Origin of the sequence: Amycolatopsis sp. NPDC058986, assembly GCF_042741125.1 — a bacterium.
GTDB lineage: Bacteria > Actinomycetota > Actinomycetes > Mycobacteriales > Pseudonocardiaceae > Amycolatopsis.
Genome location: NZ_JBHYJW010000011.1, coordinates 144,948 through 162,210, shown reverse-complemented (window position 1 = coordinate 162,210; position 17,263 = coordinate 144,948). Strand labels below are relative to the sequence as shown.

Sequence of the window (17,263 nt, the reverse complement as noted above, 5' to 3'; positions counted from 1 at the left end):
ACACCACCGCCAGTCAACCACGAAGATCGGCACCGGGACAGCACCGCCCGTCAGGCCTGGCTGTTCTCCCGGGAACCCTTGCGCGCCAACACCTTCTTGTGCGCCGAGTCCAGTGCCGCGACGATCGCGAACGCGACGACCACGATGCCGCCCGCCACGACGTAGCACCACGGCGCGGGCAGGTAGTTGGCCGCCGACATCACCGACGGCTCCTTGTCGGTGAACAGCCGGAAGATGATCGCCATCACGCCTTCCCAGAACCCGGCGATGCCCACCACCGCCATCCCGAGCCGGTACCAGCCCTCGTCCATTTCGTCCGCTCCCCTGTTGTCGATCATTACGTTACGAACGTATCATTCGGATATCGCGAATTCTGGATTAGAAGCAGGTGAAAGTGCCTTTACGTCACACAATTTCCGTCACGGCTTCCCGGCCTTCACGTGACGAAAAGCGGCGGCGCTGCTCGGTGTGCCGGACCCCGCTGCCGACCGGGGAGCGCGGCAGGCCACCCACGTACTGCTCTCGTTCCTGTCAGGCCAAGGCGTACCGGCAGCGGAAGAACCCGCCCGTCCCGGCGCCTCCGGAACGGGACACCCGATCGCCGCGACGGCATCAGATCGCCGAAGCGGTGTGGCGTATCGCCGCCGAACGAGGGCTGGAAGCGGCGAGCATGCGTGAGATCGCCGCCGAGGCGGGCGTTTCCCTCCGCGTGGTCCAGTACCACTTCGAGAGCAAGCACCAGCTGCTCGTGTCGGCGCTGGAAATGCTGCACGAAGAGAACAACGCCCGCGGCCGCGAGCGAGCCGGTACCGAGGCGCTCGGACCGCGCGCCCTGCTGGCGGCCGTCCTCGACGAGTTCCTGCCTCTCGACGAACAACGCCGGACGTCGTTGCGCGTCCTGAGCGCCTACTACGCGCGCAGCCTCACCGATCCCGCACTGGCGGCGGTGTTCCTGCACAACCAGCATCCACTGGAGGACCTCGTCGCCGGCCTCATCCGGCAGGGCCGGCGCACCGGGCTGGCCGGTCGCGAGCTCGACCCCGGCTACGAGGCGGATCTGCTCGTATCCGGTGTCATCGGCCTGAGCATCGACATCCTGCACGAACGGCGGAGTGTCGAGGAGGTCCGGCACCTGCTCGGCTACCACCTCGACCGGATCTTCCCGGCTTCCCTGCCGTAGCGTCCACAGTGGACATACGGGAAAACGAATGGCGCCGATCCGGCCCTGCCGGTTCACTGTGCTCATGACCGTTCTGGACATCCGGCCGCTGTATCCGCTCGAACGGCAGGCGCTGCTCGACCTGCTGGCCTCGCTCGACGCGGCCGACTGGGCGAAGCCGACCGTATGTCCCGGCTGGGACGTGCACGACGTCACCGCGCACATCCTCAACGACTACCTGCGGCGCATCTCGGGCAGCCGCGACGGCCACCCCGGCGCGGTGTTCGCCGACGACGAGACGCTGCCCGCCTATCTCGCCCGCACCAACGAGGAATTCGTCCGCGCCGCACGGCAGTGCAGCCCGCGGACGATGATCGCCCTGCTCGCCCATCTCGGCCCGCAGCTCGACGCCGTCTGGGCCGACACCGACCTCAGGGGCCCGGCCCACCTCAACGTTTCGTGGGCGGGGCCCGGCGAAAGCCCGGCCTGGCTGGACATCGCCCGCGACTACACCGAATTCTGGGTGCACCAGCAGCAGATCCGCGACGCCGTGTCCCGGCCCGGCGCCGACGAACCCACGCTGCTGCACCCCGTCCTCGCCGCGTTCGCGCACGCTCTTCCCACCGCACTGCGCGCTCAGGACAGGCCGCCGGGCACCACCGTCCTGGTGGAGGTCACCGGCCCCGCGGGCGGCCTGTGGGTATGTCTGCGCGAGGACACCGCGTGGCAGCTGGCCGACGCGGATGACGGCGACCCCGCCGCGACCGTGGTCATGGACCAGGACACGGCATGGCGGCTCGCGACCCGGGGCATCACGGTCGCCGAAGCACGGCGTCGCGCCGAGCTGAGCGGCGACGCCGAATTGACGACGGCCGTGACGACCTGGCTCGCGATCGTGGCGTAGCTAGCTTCGCTCGATTCTCGCCAGCCAGGCCGGTGGGCCGTCCGGATCGAACCGCGTCTTGATCCGCTCCGGCTCGATCGCCGTGACGTGCCAACCGGTGTCCCGGCCGAACGCCGCTGTCAGCTCTTCCCTGCCGACGGGATGCGGGCCGCGGCTCTCGGCGGGGCCGACGTCGCTGAAGCACAGCACATACAGGGTCGCACCAGGCTCGGTCACCGACGCCAGGCTTGTCACGTAGTCCCGCTTCTCGTCGGCGTCGCAGGTGTGGAACAGGCCGCAATCCACCACTGTGTCGAATACGCGGCCCAGGCGGTTCAATCGGAAGGCGTCGGCCGCCAGGAACTCGGCCCCGAGACCACGGGCTCCGGCCTTTTCCCGCGCGATCGCCAGCGCGGTTTCGGCCACGTCGACGCCCAGAACCGGCAAGCCGAGCGAGGCGATGTGCAGGGCATTTTCGCCAGTGCCGCAGCCGGCGTCGAGAACCGCGCCGGTGAAGACCCCTTCGGCGGCCAGGCGCACGATCGCCGGTTGCGGCTCGCCGACGTCCCAGGGCGCGGGGCCGTCGTGGTACGAAGTGTCCCAGGGCTGGCCCGCCTGTCGCTCGTGACTCGTCGGTTCCCTGCCGCCGAACGGATCCTCGGCGGGAATTCCTGGTCGCTCGGACATCGTCCCATCGTCGCACGGCTGTCCACTGAGGACACGAGGGTCAGCCGAGCAGCACGTCCGCCGAGCGCGACGGGACGGCGTCCAGCGACGCGAGCGTGGCGTCGTCGAACCGGATCGCGCCCGCCGCGAGGTTCGCCTCGAGGTGACCGGCGTCCGCCGTGCCCGGCATGAGGAGCACGTTCGGGGCGTGGTGCAGCAGCCAGGCGAGTCCGATCTGGGCGGCAGTGACGTCGAGAGACCGCGCCGTGGCGAGAACCGCGGGCTCGTCACTCACCTTCGGGACGCCGGGGAACGCGCCGCCGAGCGGGAAGAACGGCACCCACGCGATTCCCTCGGCGACACACAGCCGCAGCATCTCCTCGTCCTCACGCGTGACCAGGCTGTAGCAGTTCTGCACGCAGGCGATGCTCGCCGGAAGCGCGCGGCGCAGCACGTCGAGGGTCACCGCGCTCAGCCCGATCGCGCCGATCTTGCCTTCGTCCCGCATCGCCGTCAGCACGGCGAGCTGGTCGTCGACGTCGACGACCTGGTCGCCCTCGGCGAGCAGCCCCGGCCTGGTGTCGAGACGGCGCAGGTTCACCACCGGGATCTGTTCCGTCCCCAGGCTTTCCAGGTTGGCCTCGACACTCGCCCGGAGCTGTTCGGGCCGCTGCGCGGGACGCAGCGGGATCGGACCGCCCGGATGGGGATCGGCACCGACCTTGCTCACGACCACGACGCCGTCCTCGGGGCGGATCGCCTCCCGGATGAGACCGTTGACCAGGCCGTCGCCGTAGAACTCGGCGGTGTCTACGTGATCGACGCCGAGTTCGACCGCGCGGCGCAGGAGCGCGACGGCGGCTGTGCGGTCGCCACGCAGGCGTTCGAGCTGCATCGCGCCATAGCCGACGCGGGAGACGATGTGGCCCGCGAGCAGGCCCGCGCCACCGGGGCGTGGTGCGCCGGTGGCGGTGACCTCGGGGGAAGAAGACATGGACGCTCCGTCCTTCGTGCGAGAATGAGCAAAGCGGAGGACCCTCCGCTCAGTCGACGGTAACACAACCGGAGGTGCCTCCGCTTTGACTCCACCCGAACCGCCGGACGCCGGCCGGCCCGTCCGCGCCGACGCGCGGCGCAACCGCGAGAAGCTCATAGCGGTCGCCCGCGCTGCCTTCACAGCGGCCGACGACTCCGTCCCGCTGGAAGGCATCGCCCGCGACGCCGGTGTCGGGATCGGCACGCTCTACCGCCACTTCCCCACCCGCGAAGCCCTCGTCGAAGCCGTGTACGCCGCCGAACTCGACGACGTCGTCACGAGCGCCTCCACACTCCTCGACCGGCACCCGCCCGAGGACGCGCTCCGCGCGTGGATGGACCGGTACGCGGAGTTCAGCGCGGCCAAGCGCGGGATGATCGCGACGCTCCGCACCGGCTGGGGCCTGTCCGGCCCGCCGACGCCGACGACCCGGGAGCGCATCACCGGGGCGATCGGGAAGATCCTCGCGGCCGGGGTGACCACCGGCGTTTTCCGCCCGGACGTCGAACCCGACGACGTCACGGCGATGCTGCTCGGCGTGTTCCTCTCCACGTCGGCCACCAACACGCCGGAGCAGATCCGCCGCCTGCTCGACCTCGTCGTCGACGCGGTCCGCCCGCGAGCGGAATAGCCGGGACGCCTCCGTTGTCGTCGTTGAAGACGAACGCCGACGAAAGCTGGGGACGGATGAAGGCAATCGCGGTCACGCGTTACGGCGGGCCAGAGGTGTTGCGGGTACTCGACCTCCCGGAGCCGCACGCCGGTCCGGGCGAGGTCCGCGTGCAGGTGCGGGCCGCGGCGGTCAATCCCGCCGACATCGTGCTGCGCGAGGGCGGACTCGCCGAGCGGTTCGAGTTCGCGCCGCCGTACGTGCCGGGAATGGACGTCGCGGGGGTGCTCGACGAAATCGGCGAGGGGGTCACGACGCCGATCGCGCTCGGTGAGCGGGTCATCGCGGTCGTCGTCCCGATAGGCGAACGTCGCGGCGGATACGCCGAGTACGTGGTGGTACCGGCCGAATCGGTCGTCCGCGCACCGTCCGAAGTGGACGACGTCGCGGCGTCGACGCTGCTGATGAACGGGCTCACCGCACGGCAGGCGATCGACGTGCTGAAACCGGCGCCGGGGCGGACGGTGGCCGTAACGGGAGCCGCCGGCGCGGTCGGCGGATACGTGATCCCATTGGCCAAGGAGGCGGGCCTCCGGGTGATCGCGGTGGCCTCTCCCGCGGACGAACCGCTCGTGCGCGAGTTCGGCGCGGACGAGGTCGTCGCGCGCGGAGACGACCTCGCCGCGCGCATCCGTGAGGTGGCGCCCGGCGGCGTGGCCGGGGTGGTCGACGCGGCGCTGGTCGGGCCGTCGATCCTGCCCGCGATCCGCGACGGCGGGGTGCTTGCCGTGGTCCGCCCGTTCGAGGGCGAGCCGGAACGCGGGATCACGGTGCACCGCGTCCGGGTGAGCGACGACGTCCGGGTCACCGCGGCCCTCGAGCGGCTCCGTGACCTGGCCGAACAAGGCGTGCTGCGCCTGCGCGTGGCACGGACGTACCGGCCGGAGGAAGCCGCCGAGGCCCATCGGGCCTTCGAACGTGGCGGGCTGCGCGGCCGTCTCGTCTTCGAGTTCTGACGGCGCGCCGGACCGTCCACTCCGGACTGATCGAGCGGGGTGCGGGGCGGGTTGGCACCGGCGGAGCCGCCCGGTCTACCGTGGTGTGTGGACAGCGCCGCCCTCCGGATCACCGCCCGCACCCCGGCCGAATCGAGCGCCGCGGGCACGTGGTTCCAGCACACCATCGTCGATTCCCACCGGCTCCAGCTGCTCTGCTTCTTCGTCAGCATGGTGCTGGCGTTCGGGTTCATCCGGCTCTCGGTCCGGCTCATCCGCGCGAACGTGCGGTGGTGGCCGAAGAACATCACCCCGGGCGGGCTGCACCTGCACCACGTCGTGTTCGGGGTCGTTTTCATGCTGATCGGCGGCGTCGCCGGGTACGCGATCCCGGACGAATCGACGGTCTGGCGCGCGGTCATGGCGGGGCTGTTCGGCGTCGGCTCGGCACTGGTGCTCGACGAGTTCGCCTTGATCCTGCACCTCAAGGACGTCTACTGGTCGGAGAAGGGCCGGGTCTCGGTCGACGCCGTCTTCGTCGCGATCGCGCTGGCCGGGCTGCTGCTGCTCGGGTTCCGGCCGGGCGTGGTGGACATCTTCGTCGAGATCGGTCCCGAAGAGGGCAATCTGACCCGGACGCTGGTGATCGCCGGCGACCTCGGGCTGGCCATCGTGACCCTGCTGAAGGGCAAGATCTGGAGCGGGCTCATCGGCCTTTTCGTGCCGGTCCTGCTGTTCGTCGGGGCAGTGCGGCTCGCCCGGCCGAACTCGCCTTGGGCACGCTGGCGTTATCCCGCGTCGGGCGCGAAGGCGAAACGCGCGCTGTGGCGCGAACAGCGGCTGCGCATCCCGGTGGTCAAGGCGAAGATCTGGGTCCAGGAGCTCATCGCGGGGCGCCACGACCGGAACACGTGACGTTACGGCACCAGCACCGCGGCACCGGTGACCCGGCCTCCGGCGAGATCGGCGAGCGCCCGGTCGGCTTCGGCGAGCGGATACGGCATCGTGCTGACTCGCAGCCGGTGTTCGCCGGCCAAGCGCAGGAAATCTGTCGCGTCCTGCCGTGTGTTGGCCGTGACGCTGCGAATTTCCCGCTCCTGGAACAAATGCCGCTGGTAGTCGAGTGCCGGGATTTCGGAGAGGTGGATCCCGGCGATCGACAGCACTCCCCCGCGGTCGAGCGCCGCGAGCGCGGGCGGCACGAGATCACCGGCCGGGGCGAACAGGATCGCCGCGTCCAGTGGTTCGGGTGGCGTGCCCGCCTGTGCCGAGGCCACGCCGAGGTCGCGGGCGAGTTCCTGGGCGCGCGGGCTCCGCGTCATGACGTGCACCCGCGCGCCGCGGGCGAGCGCCACCTGCGCGGCGAGGTGCGCGCTCCCGCCGAAGCCGTAGATCCCGAGCCGTCCGCCTTCGGGCAGCCCGGCGCGTTCCAGCGCGCGGTAGCCGATGATGCCCGCGCACAGCAGCGGAGCGAGTTCGACGTCGAAATACCCGGCGGGCAGCTGATGTGCGTAGGCGGCGGACACCACGCAGTACTCGGCGTACCCGCCATCGGCGTCCCAGCCGGTGTACACCGAGCCGGGGCACAGGTTTTCCGCGCCCCGCGCGCAAAACCGGCAGGTGCCACAGGTCCCCCGCAGCCACGCAACGCCGACCCGGTCCCCCACCGCGAAGCCCGCCGAAGCATGCACGACCTGGCCCACGACCTCATGTCCCGGTACGACGCCCCGGCGGCGCACGGGCAGATCGCCCTCCGCCACGTGCAGATCCGTCCGGCAGACACCGCTGGCCAGGACCCGCACCAGCAGTTCGCCCTCGCCCGGTGCTGGTACGGGCTCACGAGTCCGCACCAGCGGCCCCGACGCCATCGGCCCCGGACGGTCCACACGCCACGCGGTCATCTCCGCCATCCCGGCATTATCCGCCCGGCGGGCGGGTGGCGGCGACGTCGCGGCTGTGGTCCTCCCAGGCCGCGGCGAGGCGGTCCACCGCGGTTTCGAGGGTGTGCGGGGATTCCGCTATCGAAAGCCGGACACCGGCGAAGTGCCGCCGGTCGACGCAGCACGCGGCGCCCGGGGTGACCAGCACGCCGTACCGCGCCGCCCGATGCGCGTAGGTTTCGCTGTCCGCCAACGGCAATCGCGCGTACAGCGACAGGCCCGCCGCCGGCGGCTCGACAGCCCAGGCGGGCAGCCGCTGCCTGATCGCGTTCACCAGCAGGTCCCGGCGTGCCGCCAGCGCGGCGCGGAGCTGTCCGTACCAAGCGTCGTCGACGGCGTCCAGCAGCCGGGCGGCGAACAGTTGCCCCGGGACACCCGGTGCGAGGTCGTTGGCCGATCGCAGGCGCAGCAGATGCCCGCGCAACGCGGCGGGCGCGCGGATCCAGCCGATCCGCAGTCCCGCCCAGAACATCTTCGACAGCGAGCCGATCGCGACCACGGAGTCGTCGGACGCGGCGAGCGGCGGCACCGGTTCGGCGTCCTCGTCGAGGGCGAGGCCCGCTTGGGCGAGATCCTCGACGAGGAGCCCGTCGCTGGAACGCGCCGCGGCGAGCAGCGGCTCATGCCGCGACCGCGTCAGCACGGCACCGGTCGGGTTGTGCCCGCACGGATCGACGTAGATCACCGGCGCGGCGAGGCGGCCCGCCGCGCGGCGTACGGCGTTGACGTCGATCCCGAGCGAGTCCACTCCGACGCCGAGCAGCCTGCCGCCCCGGCCCGCGAGCGCCCCGGCGAGCCCGGGATAGGTGGGGCACGCGGTGATGACGGTCCGGTCCGGGGACACCGCCGCGGCGGCCACGAGCGTCAACGCGTGCTGCGCTCCCGACGTCACGATGAGCTGATCGGCGGTGGTGGGCAGGCCGAGCCGCCGGGTCAGGTGCGTGGCCAGCGCGGCCCGGAGTGCCGGCAGCCCCGCCGGATGCAGGCCATGGCCCCGCCAGTCCGCCTGAACACCGGCGGCGACCTCGGGCAGGTGTTCGGTGCCCGCGGGGACGGAAAGCGAGAGGTCGATCGTCTCGCGATCCTCGTCCAGTCTTCGTTGCAGCAGTGCGGAAGCCGGGCTCTGCTTCGGCGCCTGGGTCCAGGCCGTCCGCGCGCGGACGTAGGTTCCCGCGCCCTGCCTGCGCTCGACCAGCCCGGCGTCGGCGAGTTCGTCGAAACAGCGGACCACCGTGCCCCGGCCCAGCCCGAGGCCCTCGGCGAGGATCCGTTCCGCGGGCAGCCGGTCGCCCGCGGAGAGCAGCCCGCGTTCGATCGCGGCGGCGACGCCCTCGGCCACCCGGCGATAGCGCGGACCGGGACGAGCGTCCCAGCCGTCGAGCGCGACGCGCACCCACCACCCCAGATCCTGGTCCATTTTCTCAGATTGGCCCTGTCTCGGCGGCCACCGCAACCGGCACGCTGAGCACATGGACCCCAGCCCGACCCTCGCCCGGCGCTTCTGGGAAGCGCTCGAACCCCTGCACGCGACCGTGTACTTCGCACCCGAACCCGCCGAAGTCGCCAGGGCGCTCGGCCTCCGCGGCTGGTGGATGGGCTACTTCGCCGGCCGGATCGCCCCGCTCGGCCCGCTCGGCGCCGCCCCGGTGACGTCGATGTTCTTCGGTTTCGCGCCGGGCATGGTCGAGCGGGCGCTGCCCGACGCGTGGGCGTACGCGGCGCCGGACGCCGTGCTCGCGAGCCGGATCGACGCCGTCACCGCAGCCCTCGACCGGCTCTTGCCGCCAGGTGGTCACGACCGGCTCGTCGAACTCCTCGAACGCGCCGTCGACGGCTGCCGCTACGAGGGCCGTCCGCTCGCGGCGGGCTGGTCGCGGGTCCGGCGCCCGGAGAGTGTGACGGGCAGGCTCTGGCTCGCGGCGACCGTGCTGCGGGAACACCGCGGCGACGGGCACGTCATCGCCGCGGTGCACGCCGGGCTGCGTGGCCTCGACGCGACGCTCACGCACATCGCGACCGGGAACGTCACCCGCGAGATCATCCAGCCCAACCGTGGCTGGAGCGACGCCGACTGGGACGAGAGCCGCCGCAGGCTCGTGGCGCGCGGGCTGCTCGACCGCACCGGCAGGCTCACCAAGAGCGGTGGCGTGCTGCGCAGGCAGGTCGAGGACACCACCGACCGGCTCGCCGCCGATCCGGTGGCCACCCTCGGCGAGTCCGGTGTGGACGAAGTCATCCGGCTGGCCGCGCCGCTGAGCCGCCACCTCGTCGACACCGGCGTCATCCCCGTCCCGAACCCGATCGGCGCACCGCGCCCCTGACCCCGGCAGGAAGCCATGACCATCGCACTCGACCGCGACGACGCCGTCGCCACGATCACCATCGACCGGCCCGCGAAGCTCAACGCCCTCGACTACGCCACGATCGACCGCCTCGTACGCACTCTCGACGAACTCGAATCGGACGCCGCGATCCGCGCGGTCATCCTGACCGGCGCCGGGGATCGCGCGTTCAGCGCGGGGGCCGACATCGGTGATCTCGCGGGCAGCATCGGGCGCGGCGCCGAGGCGGCACTACGAGAGATCGTGCGCCGCGGACAGGGACTCACCCGCCGTATCGAGGAGTTCCCCAAGCCGGTCATCGTGGCGGTCAACGGGCTGGCCTACGGTGGCGGCTGCGAGGTCACCGAAGCCGCTCCGCTGGCCATCGCCAGCGAACGCGCCACCTTCGCGAAACCCGAGATCACACTGGGCTTTCCGCCTCCGTTCGGCGGGACGCAGCGGCTGCCCCGGCATGTCGGGCGCAAGCGGGGCCTCGAACTCATCCTCACCGGCGACCCGATCGACGCCGACCGCGCCGCGGAACTCGGCCTCGTCAACACCGTCGTCCCCCACGACGACCTACTGCCCGCCGCGCGTGAACTCGCCGGGCGCGTCGTCCGCCACTCCCCCGCCGCCGTCCGGGCATGCCTGGCCGCGGTGACGCGCGGGATCAACCTGCCGATCGACGAGGGCCTCGGCGTCGAAGCCGCGTGGTTCGCCGCGACCCTGCCGGACCACGGCGTGCCCAGCGGCGTCGAGCGCTTCCTCACTCGCCGGTAGGTTCGTCTGTCGCTTGTGGACGGTGCTGCCCAGGAGTCATCGGGGCAGCAGGTGCCTCGGTGGCGGATCGATGCCATGCTCGCGGCGGTACACGAGATCGCAATCCCAGCATTGGCGGGGCACGCCGTGTGTGTCCCGCTGACAACCCTGGTCGAACTCAGCGACGGCGGACACGCCACACAGCATCGTGATCGCCTCGCCAGGCCGCGGTACGTGGCTGAACCGCGCGCGGTGCCATATCCCGTCGACGACCGGATGGACCGCGTCGAGATTGACGTAGATCAGCGCGTTCATCGCGAGCCGCCGCGTTGTGCGCGCCGCCGCTCGACGGCCTCCTTCAGTCGTTCGTTCAAAGCGTCCTGGATCGAATGCCTGCCGCTCGCATCCAGCAGGTCGAGCAACCGCTCATCAAGGAGGAGCGTCGGGCGGTCGTCGAATGCGATCACCGCGACGAACTGGCCGTCGATAGGGCTTCGGGTCACACCAGTCGTTATTTCGATTTCGCGGCCCGTCATGTCGACGGTCCGCGAGATGCACTCTTTGCGCCAGCCGCGTCCTGCCATGTCCACTCCCACCCAACTGGCCAGCACGTCCTGACAAGTACCGTGGCACGAAAAGGCCAACTGGTCAAGACAAGCTGACAAGTGCGATACTGGCGCGCATGGTCGATCGGAGAAGCGGTGTACCCGCGTTTCGCCAGGTGGCAGCGGACATCCGGCAGAAGATCGTCGCCGGGGACTATCCACCCGGCGAGCAACTACCCAGCGAACGCGAACTCGTCGACACCTACGGCGTCTCGCGTCCGACGGTCCGAGACGCCGTCAACATGCTGCGATCGGAAGGGCTCGTCACTTCCGAACACGGCCGAGGTGTCTTCGTGCGACCACCGGCCAGCATCCAGCGGATCGCCCGCTCCAGGCTCTCCCGCGCCGCTCGCGAGCGGAACCGTGGCGCGTTCCTCGCCGATGCCGCCGCGCGCGGCTTCACGCCGTCCACCTCCGTGAAGATCCGCTTCGAGCAGGCCGACGAACGCGCAGCCACCCATCTCGCCATCGACGAAGGCGCCGAGATCACGGTGAGAGATCGGGTGATGCGAGCCGACGGGCTGGTGGTCCAACTGGCGGTGTCGCGCCTTCCGCGCGAGCTGACGCGCGGCACCGCGATCGAGGACGTCGACACCGGACCCGGCGGTGCGTACGCGCGCCTTGAGGAATCCGGTCATCGGCTCGGTTCGTTCGTGGAGCACGTCGGCGCTCGGATGCCGACGCCGGATGAGGCGACGCTGTTGCAGGTGGCGGAAGGAGTTCCGGTCATCACCGTGACCAGGGTGGCCTACACCGAGGACGGCAAGCCGGTGGAGATGAACGACATGGTGCTCGCCGCTGACCGATACGAACTGTCATACGAGTGGCCCGCGGACTGATCGGTCCGGCGCTTTCCCCTGTCCGTCGCTTATGGACGGTGCGGGACAGTGCGCAGCCCGGAGGTAGTCCGCGCGCGCCCCGCCCCGGGACACTGGTGCGTATCCCGGCCGGGGCCGCCCCACGACGGTCAGCCCGGCGCGCCCGCGAGGAAGACCGCAGCCATGAGCAGCACGCACAAGGTCCGCCAAAACGCCAGAGCGCTCTTCACCCGGCACCTCCGGCTTCTCGCGGCCGGGCGGGTCCGTGAGTGGGTGGAGCTGTTCGACGAGGACGGCGCCCTGGAACTCGCCTTCTGCCCGCCTGGCATCCCCTGGCGCTACGCCGGGCACCGCGACCTTCACGAATATCCGCGGTACATCCGGCAACACGCCAAAGCTCGCTTCTCCCCGCCCACGTTCCACGCCACGGAGGACCCCGAGCTGGTGATCGCCGAATACCACAGCCGCGGCGTCGCGGTCACGACCCGGCGCGCGTTCACCCAGACCTACCTTTCCGTGGCATATATCAGGAAGTCCCGGATCACCCTGCTTCGCGACTTCTGGAATCCGCTGGTCGTGCTGGACGCCTTCGGTGGCCCCGAAGCCCGCGATCACGTACTCGGCGCCCCCGCGGAATCGCGGGAGCGCCGAGCAGCCTGACAAGGATCAGAACGTCGCCACGTCCGGCGGCACCGGCAGTTCCGCCCGCGCCGACGACGGACGGGGTTCGACCGCGCAGTGCGTCCCGCGCGGCGGTACCGCGCCGGTGAACAGGTACTGATGGATGTACTCCCGCTCACACTTGCTCACGAAGTACATCCCGTGCCCGCCACCGTCGTATGTCACCAGCGTCATCCCGGTCTGCTTCTCCATCGACTTCGCCCACGGGTAGGCCGTCGCGGGGTCGTGCCGCGCGTTGGTGATCAGCAGCGGCGGCACATCCCGGCTCAGCGTGAGCTTGTGCGGCGGATTGACCGGCGCGGGCTGGCCCGCGCACACCAGCGCCCACGGGTTGTAGCCGTTGAAGCGGATGTTCGGCGAAACCTTGCGCAGACCGTCGTCCAGCTTCTTGAACTCCTCGTATCCGGACACCCGGTATGCCCAGTCGTTGCACCAGATGGCCCTGGTCGGGTTCGGCGCGGTCGGCGCCGCGGCCAGCAGCTCCGGCTTGGTCCCGCTGTCACGGAGGGTCTTCAGGAAGGTCCCGAGAACGGCGAACTCCTCGGACAGCGTGTAACTCTCGATGTGCGCCGCCAGACGGGGCCCGTCGTACTTCTGCGCCGGATCATCCGGATCCGGCAACGTGCCCGCGTCGGCCCGGTCGTAGAGCTCCCGCACCAGCTTCTCGACGTCCTGGCCGTGCAGCGCGCACTCCGGCTTGTCGGCGCACCACCGCACGAACTGCTGGAAGACTTCTTCGCGCGCGACGCTTTCGGTGCGGACGAAGTCCCAGTTGCTGGTCATGCTGTGGTCCATCGTCGAGTCGAGGACCAGGCGCCCGACGTTGCGGGGGAAGAACTCCGCGTACTGCTGGCCCCGCAGAGTCCCGTACGAGACGCCGTAGTAGTTGAGCTTGCGCTCGCCGATCGCCGCGCGGATGGCGTCCATGTCCCGGACGTCGCTGCGCGTGTCGACGTGGTCGTAGATCGGGCCACTGAGCTTGCGGCAGTCGGCGATGTACTGCTTGCTCTTGGCCGTCAGGTCCCGGAACTGCTCCTCGGTGGTGGGCCACTCCCGTGGCTCGGGGCCGTCCGGGCAGGCGATCGGCTTGCTCTCGCCGATCCCCCGCGAGTCGTAGCTGACGACGTCGTAATGGTCGTAGACCGGATCGGCGAGGATCTTGCCGTGTTTCAGGCCCTTCGCGCCCGCTCCGCCGGGCCCGCCGGGCCCGTACATCAGCGTGCCCAGTTTCTCCCCGGCACCGGTCCCCTTGCGCCGGGCCAGGGACAGCTCGATCTGCTCGCCACCGGGTCTGGCCCAGTCGAGGGGGACGGCGAGCCGCGCACAGTCCACGCCGGGCGCGTCGGCACAGGGTTTCCAGTCGATGGCCGGTGGACTCGCCGACGCCGGAGCGGCGATCAGCAGTGGTGCGGCGAGCGCCAGCGCGGCCGCACCGGAAAGCAGAGAACGTCGCATGAGATTCCCTTCCCCCTGACGGGCTTTGGTGCCTGTCAGGGAGAAACCGACACTATCCACAGCGGCGAGAGCGATTCATCGGCCATCAGGCCGGTTCACCTCATCCTCACGGCTTAGGCCGAACGGAGTAGCGTCCGGCACTTCAGCGGCCGGGCGCGATCCTGGCGAGATCGACCCGGGACTGGATCCCGAGCTTGCGGTAGATCTGCCGCAGATGGAAGCCCACGGTGTGCGGGGACACGAACAGCTCGCTGGCCACTTGGCGGTTGGTCAACCCCCGCGCCACCAGCCGCGCCACCTTCTCCTCGGTGTCGGTCAGGCTCGCCCAGCCGGTTTCGGGTCGCGGCGCGTGGTTCCAGTGCCGCCGCCGCACCCCGAGGCCGCGCAGCCGCCGCCGGACCCGCGCGGCGTCCCAGGCCGCGCCGACGGTTTCGTAGGCGGCCATCGCCCTGGCGAGTTCGGCGATGCCCGCCGCGCGGTCGGTGCCGCAGCGGAGCACACCGGCGTCCTCGATCGCGGAAGCGCGGACCCACGGGTCCGGGTACTGCCCGGCGACCTCCGCGATCGCCGCGGCGTCCCTGGCCAGCAGCGCCCGTGCATGGCTCGCGGCGACGCCGAACACCGGATACCCGGGATTGGCCGCGCTGACCTGCTCGGCCGCTTCGGCGAACTCGCGGCCGATGTCGGGGCGGTTCGCCGTGAGCGCTGTCCGGACGTACCACGCCGCGGCCGCCGGATCCGCCAGGATCAGCCCACGACGTTCCCCCGCGCCGAGCAGGATTTCCAGCGCCGCCGCGGCGTCACCGCCGACGGCGGGCACCTGGGCCGCGACGCGGCAGCGCAATGTCCACAGTGGATGGACCGCTTCCCTCGGCACGGATTCCTCGAGCGACCGGACACGCCTGCCCGCGACGGCGACATCGCCCCGCCGCAACGCCACCAGCACCCGCACGGCGTGCAACGTGGGCAGGGTCAGCAGCATCTGCGTTTCGTGGAAGTGCGCCACCGCTTCGGCGGCGGCGGACTCCGCGCCGTCCAGATCGCCGCGCAGCAGCCGGACCCAGGCGCGCAGGACCAGCGGCACCGACGCCACCACCTTCACGCCCGCCGCCGAGATGACGTCGTTCATCTCGGCGATCACCGCGTCGGCCTCGTCGAGCTGGTGCGCCCGCACGAGCATCCAGGCCTTCTGCCACAACGGATACGCCGTCAGAGCGCCGGAAAGACGCCGCCAGCGCTCGACGGACCGCTCCATCGCGCGGAACGCGTCCCCGATCCGGCCCTCGTTCCAGCACGCCGTCGCCCGGACCGCCAGCGCGGTCGCCACCAGATCGTCGCACCGCGGGCCGCCCGGCTCGGCGAGCAGCCTGTCCGCCGTCCGCTCCGCGACCTCCGAGTCCGAAAAGGACAGTGCGGTCAGCCGGACCACGTCCGGGCAGGGCCGCCCGCAGTCGTGCTCGTCGTCCGGGGCCCGGCGCGGTTCCGGCGCGAGCGACAACGCCTTCCGTGTCTCCCCGCGCAGCACCATGATCGTGGCCAGGTTCGCGCGCACCGACTGCTCCTGCACTCCGGCGGGGACACCGCCGACGACCCGGTCGGCGACCTCGGCGGCCCGGTCGAGACTGCCCGACCGCATCAGCGCCGTCATCGCCGTTGTGGCCAGCGCGAAGTGCTCCGGCGCCCCGCGTTCGGTGATCTCCATGCCGCGCAGTGCCAGCGTGGCCGCCGTTTCGGGTGCGGCGGCCAGCAGCCGGTTCGCGGCCTCGGCGATGGTCGCGATCGCCTCGGTGTCACCGGGCTCGGCGCAGCGGACCAGATGACAGGCCGCCGCCGCTTCGTCGGCGGACTCGCCACCGCGGGCCAGGTGCATCGTCGCCGCTTGCCGGTGCAGCAGTGCGAGCAGCTGCGCGGGCACCATCGCCACCGCGGCCCGCCAGAGCAGATCCGCGCGGAAGGTGAATCCCGCGCCCCGGCCGGTGAGGATCCCCTCGGCCTGCGCCTCCCACAGCGGACGCAGCAAGGCCGCCGGCGGTTCGTCGAGCATCTCCGCCAGGTCCCGCGTGGTGAACGACCGGCCGAGCACCGCCGCCACCTGCACCAACTGCCTGCTCGCCATCGACAACCGGCCGAACTGCTCACGCATCAGCGCGAGGAACCGGTCCGGCAGCCGCGTGCCCGCGTCCGCGACCGAGGACGGCGTGGTCAGCTCCCCTGCCGCGAGCCGCGCGACCCCGCCGTCGAACTCGACGGCCCGATCCGCCCGCAGTCCCTCGAACAACGCCACCACCGCGCCGGGTGAGCCGTCGAGGCACGCACTCAGCGCCACCAGGTCCGGGTCGGGACGGGCACCGAGCAGATCGCCCGCGATCTCCGCCACCACAGCGATGGGCAGCGCGTCGAGTGGCTGGATCCATTCCGCGTGCCCGGCCCGTGCCAGCGCCTTGAGCAGCAGACCGTGTGGCGACCGCCCGTCGCCGGGGCGGGCGGCGAGGAGCCAGACGACCGGGCTGGTGGCGAGTTCGCCGATCACGCTCCCGAGCGTCGACAACGTGAGCGCGTCCAGCTCGTGGAGGTCGTCGACGACGACCGCGACCGGCCCCTGGCGCACCCGGTCCCGCACGAGGCCACGCAGCCGCGCGCTGTGCCGGGCCAGCCGGTCGATCTCCCGCGCCGTCGTGCGGGTTTCCGCCGGTCGCGGAGGTGCCCCGCCCTTCGGCGGCTCGTAAGCGATGCGGTCGACCACGGAGAATCCTTGCCTCTCCGCGAGGTGCACCGCTTCGCGCAGCAGCCGGGTTTTTCCGCTCCCCGCCGGGGAGTCCATCAGGAGGATCCGGCCCCGTGCGTCCTGGGCCGTGGCCCGCACTGCCGCCGTGATCTGTGCCAGCTGCGCCGCGCGGCCGCGCACCGGCCGCGACGAATTCGATTCCCGCCCTGCGTTCGCCATGATGAACCTTCGGTTATCGCTGCTGACGCTCGTCGTTCACGCGCAGCCGAAACCAGCCGAACCCTCCCCTAGCGCACAGGCCGTATCGGCCTCGAACGAGAAAAATCCGCCGGTCACCGCGACAATCCGGGGTTCCGGCGGAAGGTGCACGGAGCAGGATCTCGGGAGCGACGCGGAAAAGTCAAGACCTGGAAGTCGGACCACTCCCGCGGCGGCCACTTTTTACCTCTTACGGCCGAAAGGGCGGGAAACCGGAACGACGGTGGCGGCCTTTTGTGAGGCGGGGATGAATTCGGGCGGCCGATAGGATCATCCGACCATGAAACGTGTCGGCTGAAGGACGCCTTCGGTGCGTTGGGTGATCCCAACGCGACCAACAGCACCGCCAGTG

18 protein-coding genes are annotated in these 17,263 nt (G+C 71.1%); 9 read left to right on the top strand and 9 right to left on the bottom strand.

Annotation, left to right across the window (positions count from 1 at the left end; all coding sequences use genetic code 11):
- Window positions 1-50: 50 nt before the first annotated feature.
- Window positions 51-338 carry a hypothetical protein gene (locus ACFW0G_RS13395; protein ID WP_378325368.1) on the bottom strand — a complete coding sequence of 96 codons (288 nt, stop codon included), beginning with the start codon at window positions 336-338 and terminating at the stop codon, window positions 51-53.
- Between the two features lie 128 nt (window positions 339-466).
- On the opposite strand from ACFW0G_RS13395, the gene ACFW0G_RS13390 reads away from it, so the two are divergent.
- Together ACFW0G_RS13390 and ACFW0G_RS13385 are read left to right on the top strand one after the other, a co-directional pair.
- Window positions 467-1,180 (top strand): TetR/AcrR family transcriptional regulator, encoded by a 714-nt coding sequence (locus ACFW0G_RS13390; protein WP_378325367.1) that lies wholly within the window; start codon window positions 467-469, stop codon window positions 1,178-1,180.
- Between the two features lie 64 nt (window positions 1,181-1,244).
- On the top strand, window positions 1,245-2,063 hold the full coding sequence (locus tag ACFW0G_RS13385) for a maleylpyruvate isomerase family mycothiol-dependent enzyme (RefSeq protein ID WP_378325366.1): 819 nt from the start codon (window positions 1,245-1,247) through the stop codon (window positions 2,061-2,063).
- Here the strand turns inward: ACFW0G_RS13385 and ACFW0G_RS13380 are convergent, their stop codons facing one another.
- Both ACFW0G_RS13380 and ACFW0G_RS13375 read right to left on the bottom strand, forming a co-directional pair.
- Window positions 2,064-2,729 (bottom strand): class I SAM-dependent methyltransferase, encoded by a 666-nt coding sequence (locus ACFW0G_RS13380; RefSeq protein ID WP_378325364.1) that lies wholly within the window; start codon window positions 2,727-2,729, stop codon window positions 2,064-2,066.
- A gap of 40 nt (window positions 2,730-2,769) precedes the next feature.
- Window positions 2,770-3,702 carry an aldo/keto reductase gene (locus ACFW0G_RS13375; RefSeq protein WP_378325362.1) on the bottom strand — a complete coding sequence of 311 codons (933 nt, stop codon included), beginning with the start codon at window positions 3,700-3,702 and terminating at the stop codon, window positions 2,770-2,772.
- Window positions 3,703-3,787: 85 nt separating this feature from the next.
- Here ACFW0G_RS13375 and ACFW0G_RS13370 point away from each other — a divergent pair, with 85 nt between their 5' ends.
- From ACFW0G_RS13370 to ACFW0G_RS13360, 3 genes are all read left to right on the top strand, one after another.
- Window positions 3,788-4,375: a TetR/AcrR family transcriptional regulator gene (locus ACFW0G_RS13370; RefSeq protein WP_378325361.1), complete on the top strand. Its 588-nt coding sequence runs from the start codon at window positions 3,788-3,790 to the stop codon at window positions 4,373-4,375.
- Between the two features lie 56 nt (window positions 4,376-4,431).
- Complete coding sequence (locus ACFW0G_RS13365; protein WP_378325360.1) at window positions 4,432-5,370, top strand: NADP-dependent oxidoreductase; 939 nt, start codon at window positions 4,432-4,434, stop codon at window positions 5,368-5,370.
- An 87-nt stretch (window positions 5,371-5,457) separates the two neighbouring features.
- A complete protein-coding gene (locus ACFW0G_RS13360) occupies window positions 5,458-6,264 on the top strand; it encodes a hypothetical protein (RefSeq protein ID WP_378325358.1) in 807 nt (268 codons plus the stop codon).
- 2 nt (window positions 6,265-6,266) lie between these two features.
- Here ACFW0G_RS13360 and ACFW0G_RS13355 read toward each other — a convergent pair whose 3' ends face one another.
- Window positions 6,267-7,250, bottom strand: coding sequence for a zinc-binding alcohol dehydrogenase family protein (locus ACFW0G_RS13355; protein ID WP_378325404.1), 984 nt, complete (start codon window positions 7,248-7,250; stop codon window positions 6,267-6,269).
- A 16-nt stretch (window positions 7,251-7,266) separates the two neighbouring features.
- Complete coding sequence (locus ACFW0G_RS13350) at window positions 7,267-8,706, bottom strand: PLP-dependent aminotransferase family protein (RefSeq protein WP_378325357.1); 1,440 nt, start codon at window positions 8,704-8,706, stop codon at window positions 7,267-7,269.
- Between the two features lie 52 nt (window positions 8,707-8,758).
- Between ACFW0G_RS13350 and ACFW0G_RS13345 the strand changes: the two genes are divergently transcribed.
- Together ACFW0G_RS13345 and ACFW0G_RS13340 are read left to right on the top strand one after the other, a co-directional pair.
- A complete protein-coding gene (locus ACFW0G_RS13345; RefSeq protein WP_378325356.1) occupies window positions 8,759-9,610 on the top strand; it encodes a hypothetical protein in 852 nt (283 codons plus the stop codon).
- A gap of 15 nt (window positions 9,611-9,625) precedes the next feature.
- Complete coding sequence (locus tag ACFW0G_RS13340; protein WP_378325355.1) at window positions 9,626-10,390, top strand: crotonase/enoyl-CoA hydratase family protein; 765 nt, start codon at window positions 9,626-9,628, stop codon at window positions 10,388-10,390.
- A gap of 36 nt (window positions 10,391-10,426) precedes the next feature.
- On the opposite strand, the gene ACFW0G_RS13335 is transcribed toward ACFW0G_RS13340, so the two are convergent.
- Together ACFW0G_RS13335 and ACFW0G_RS13330 are read right to left on the bottom strand one after the other, a co-directional pair.
- Window positions 10,427-10,684, bottom strand: coding sequence for a hypothetical protein (locus tag ACFW0G_RS13335; protein WP_378325354.1), 258 nt, complete (start codon window positions 10,682-10,684; stop codon window positions 10,427-10,429).
- Window positions 10,681-10,953, bottom strand: a complete 273-nt coding sequence (locus tag ACFW0G_RS13330) for a hypothetical protein (protein WP_378325353.1) — start codon at window positions 10,951-10,953, stop codon at window positions 10,681-10,683. Before ACFW0G_RS13330 ends, ACFW0G_RS13335 begins: the two co-directional genes overlap by 4 nt.
- Before the next feature lie 98 nt (window positions 10,954-11,051).
- Here ACFW0G_RS13330 and ACFW0G_RS13325 point away from each other — a divergent pair, with 98 nt between their 5' ends.
- Together ACFW0G_RS13325 and ACFW0G_RS13320 are read left to right on the top strand one after the other, a co-directional pair.
- Window positions 11,052-11,813, top strand: a complete 762-nt coding sequence (locus tag ACFW0G_RS13325) for a GntR family transcriptional regulator (protein ID WP_378325352.1) — start codon at window positions 11,052-11,054, stop codon at window positions 11,811-11,813.
- A 162-nt stretch (window positions 11,814-11,975) separates the two neighbouring features.
- Window positions 11,976-12,452 (top strand): nuclear transport factor 2 family protein, encoded by a 477-nt coding sequence (locus ACFW0G_RS13320; RefSeq protein WP_378325351.1) that lies wholly within the window; start codon window positions 11,976-11,978, stop codon window positions 12,450-12,452.
- Between the two features lie 6 nt (window positions 12,453-12,458).
- Here the strand turns inward: ACFW0G_RS13320 and ACFW0G_RS13315 are convergent, their stop codons facing one another.
- Window positions 12,459-13,928, bottom strand: coding sequence for an alpha/beta hydrolase (locus ACFW0G_RS13315; RefSeq protein ID WP_378325349.1), 1,470 nt, complete (start codon window positions 13,926-13,928; stop codon window positions 12,459-12,461).
- A 142-nt stretch (window positions 13,929-14,070) separates the two neighbouring features.
- Window positions 14,071-16,872, bottom strand: a complete 2,802-nt coding sequence (locus tag ACFW0G_RS13310) for a LuxR C-terminal-related transcriptional regulator (protein ID WP_378325348.1) — start codon at window positions 16,870-16,872, stop codon at window positions 14,071-14,073.
- Between the last annotated feature and the right edge of the window lie 391 nt (window positions 16,873-17,263).

Bases quoted from the DNA above. Each gene is read 5' to 3' on its own strand.
- ACFW0G_RS13395 (WP_378325368.1), bottom strand. From the start codon at position 338: ATGATCGACAACAGGGGAGCGGACGAAATGGACGAGGGCTGGTACCGG.
- ACFW0G_RS13385 (WP_378325366.1), top strand. From the start codon at position 1,245: ATGACCGTTCTGGACATCCGGCCGCTGTATCCGCTCGAACGGCAGGCG.
- ACFW0G_RS13380 (WP_378325364.1), bottom strand. From the start codon at position 2,729: ATGTCCGAGCGACCAGGAATTCCCGCCGAGGATCCGTTCGGCGGCAGG.
- ACFW0G_RS13375 (WP_378325362.1), bottom strand. From the start codon at position 3,702: ATGTCTTCTTCCCCCGAGGTCACCGCCACCGGCGCACCACGCCCCGGT.
- ACFW0G_RS13365 (WP_378325360.1), top strand. From the start codon at position 4,432: ATGAAGGCAATCGCGGTCACGCGTTACGGCGGGCCAGAGGTGTTGCGG.
- ACFW0G_RS13355 (WP_378325404.1), bottom strand. From the start codon at position 7,250: ATGACCGCGTGGCGTGTGGACCGTCCGGGGCCGATGGCGTCGGGGCCG.
- ACFW0G_RS13350 (WP_378325357.1), bottom strand. From the start codon at position 8,706: ATGGACCAGGATCTGGGGTGGTGGGTGCGCGTCGCGCTCGACGGCTGG.
- ACFW0G_RS13345 (WP_378325356.1), top strand. From the start codon at position 8,759: ATGGACCCCAGCCCGACCCTCGCCCGGCGCTTCTGGGAAGCGCTCGAA.
- ACFW0G_RS13340 (WP_378325355.1), top strand. From the start codon at position 9,626: ATGACCATCGCACTCGACCGCGACGACGCCGTCGCCACGATCACCATC.
- ACFW0G_RS13335 (WP_378325354.1), bottom strand. From the start codon at position 10,684: ATGAACGCGCTGATCTACGTCAATCTCGACGCGGTCCATCCGGTCGTC.
- ACFW0G_RS13330 (WP_378325353.1), bottom strand. From the start codon at position 10,953: ATGGCAGGACGCGGCTGGCGCAAAGAGTGCATCTCGCGGACCGTCGAC.
- ACFW0G_RS13325 (WP_378325352.1), top strand. From the start codon at position 11,052: ATGGTCGATCGGAGAAGCGGTGTACCCGCGTTTCGCCAGGTGGCAGCG.
- ACFW0G_RS13320 (WP_378325351.1), top strand. From the start codon at position 11,976: ATGAGCAGCACGCACAAGGTCCGCCAAAACGCCAGAGCGCTCTTCACC.
- ACFW0G_RS13315 (WP_378325349.1), bottom strand. From the start codon at position 13,928: ATGCGACGTTCTCTGCTTTCCGGTGCGGCCGCGCTGGCGCTCGCCGCA.
- ACFW0G_RS13310 (WP_378325348.1), bottom strand. From the start codon at position 16,872: ATGGCGAACGCAGGGCGGGAATCGAATTCGTCGCGGCCGGTGCGCGGC.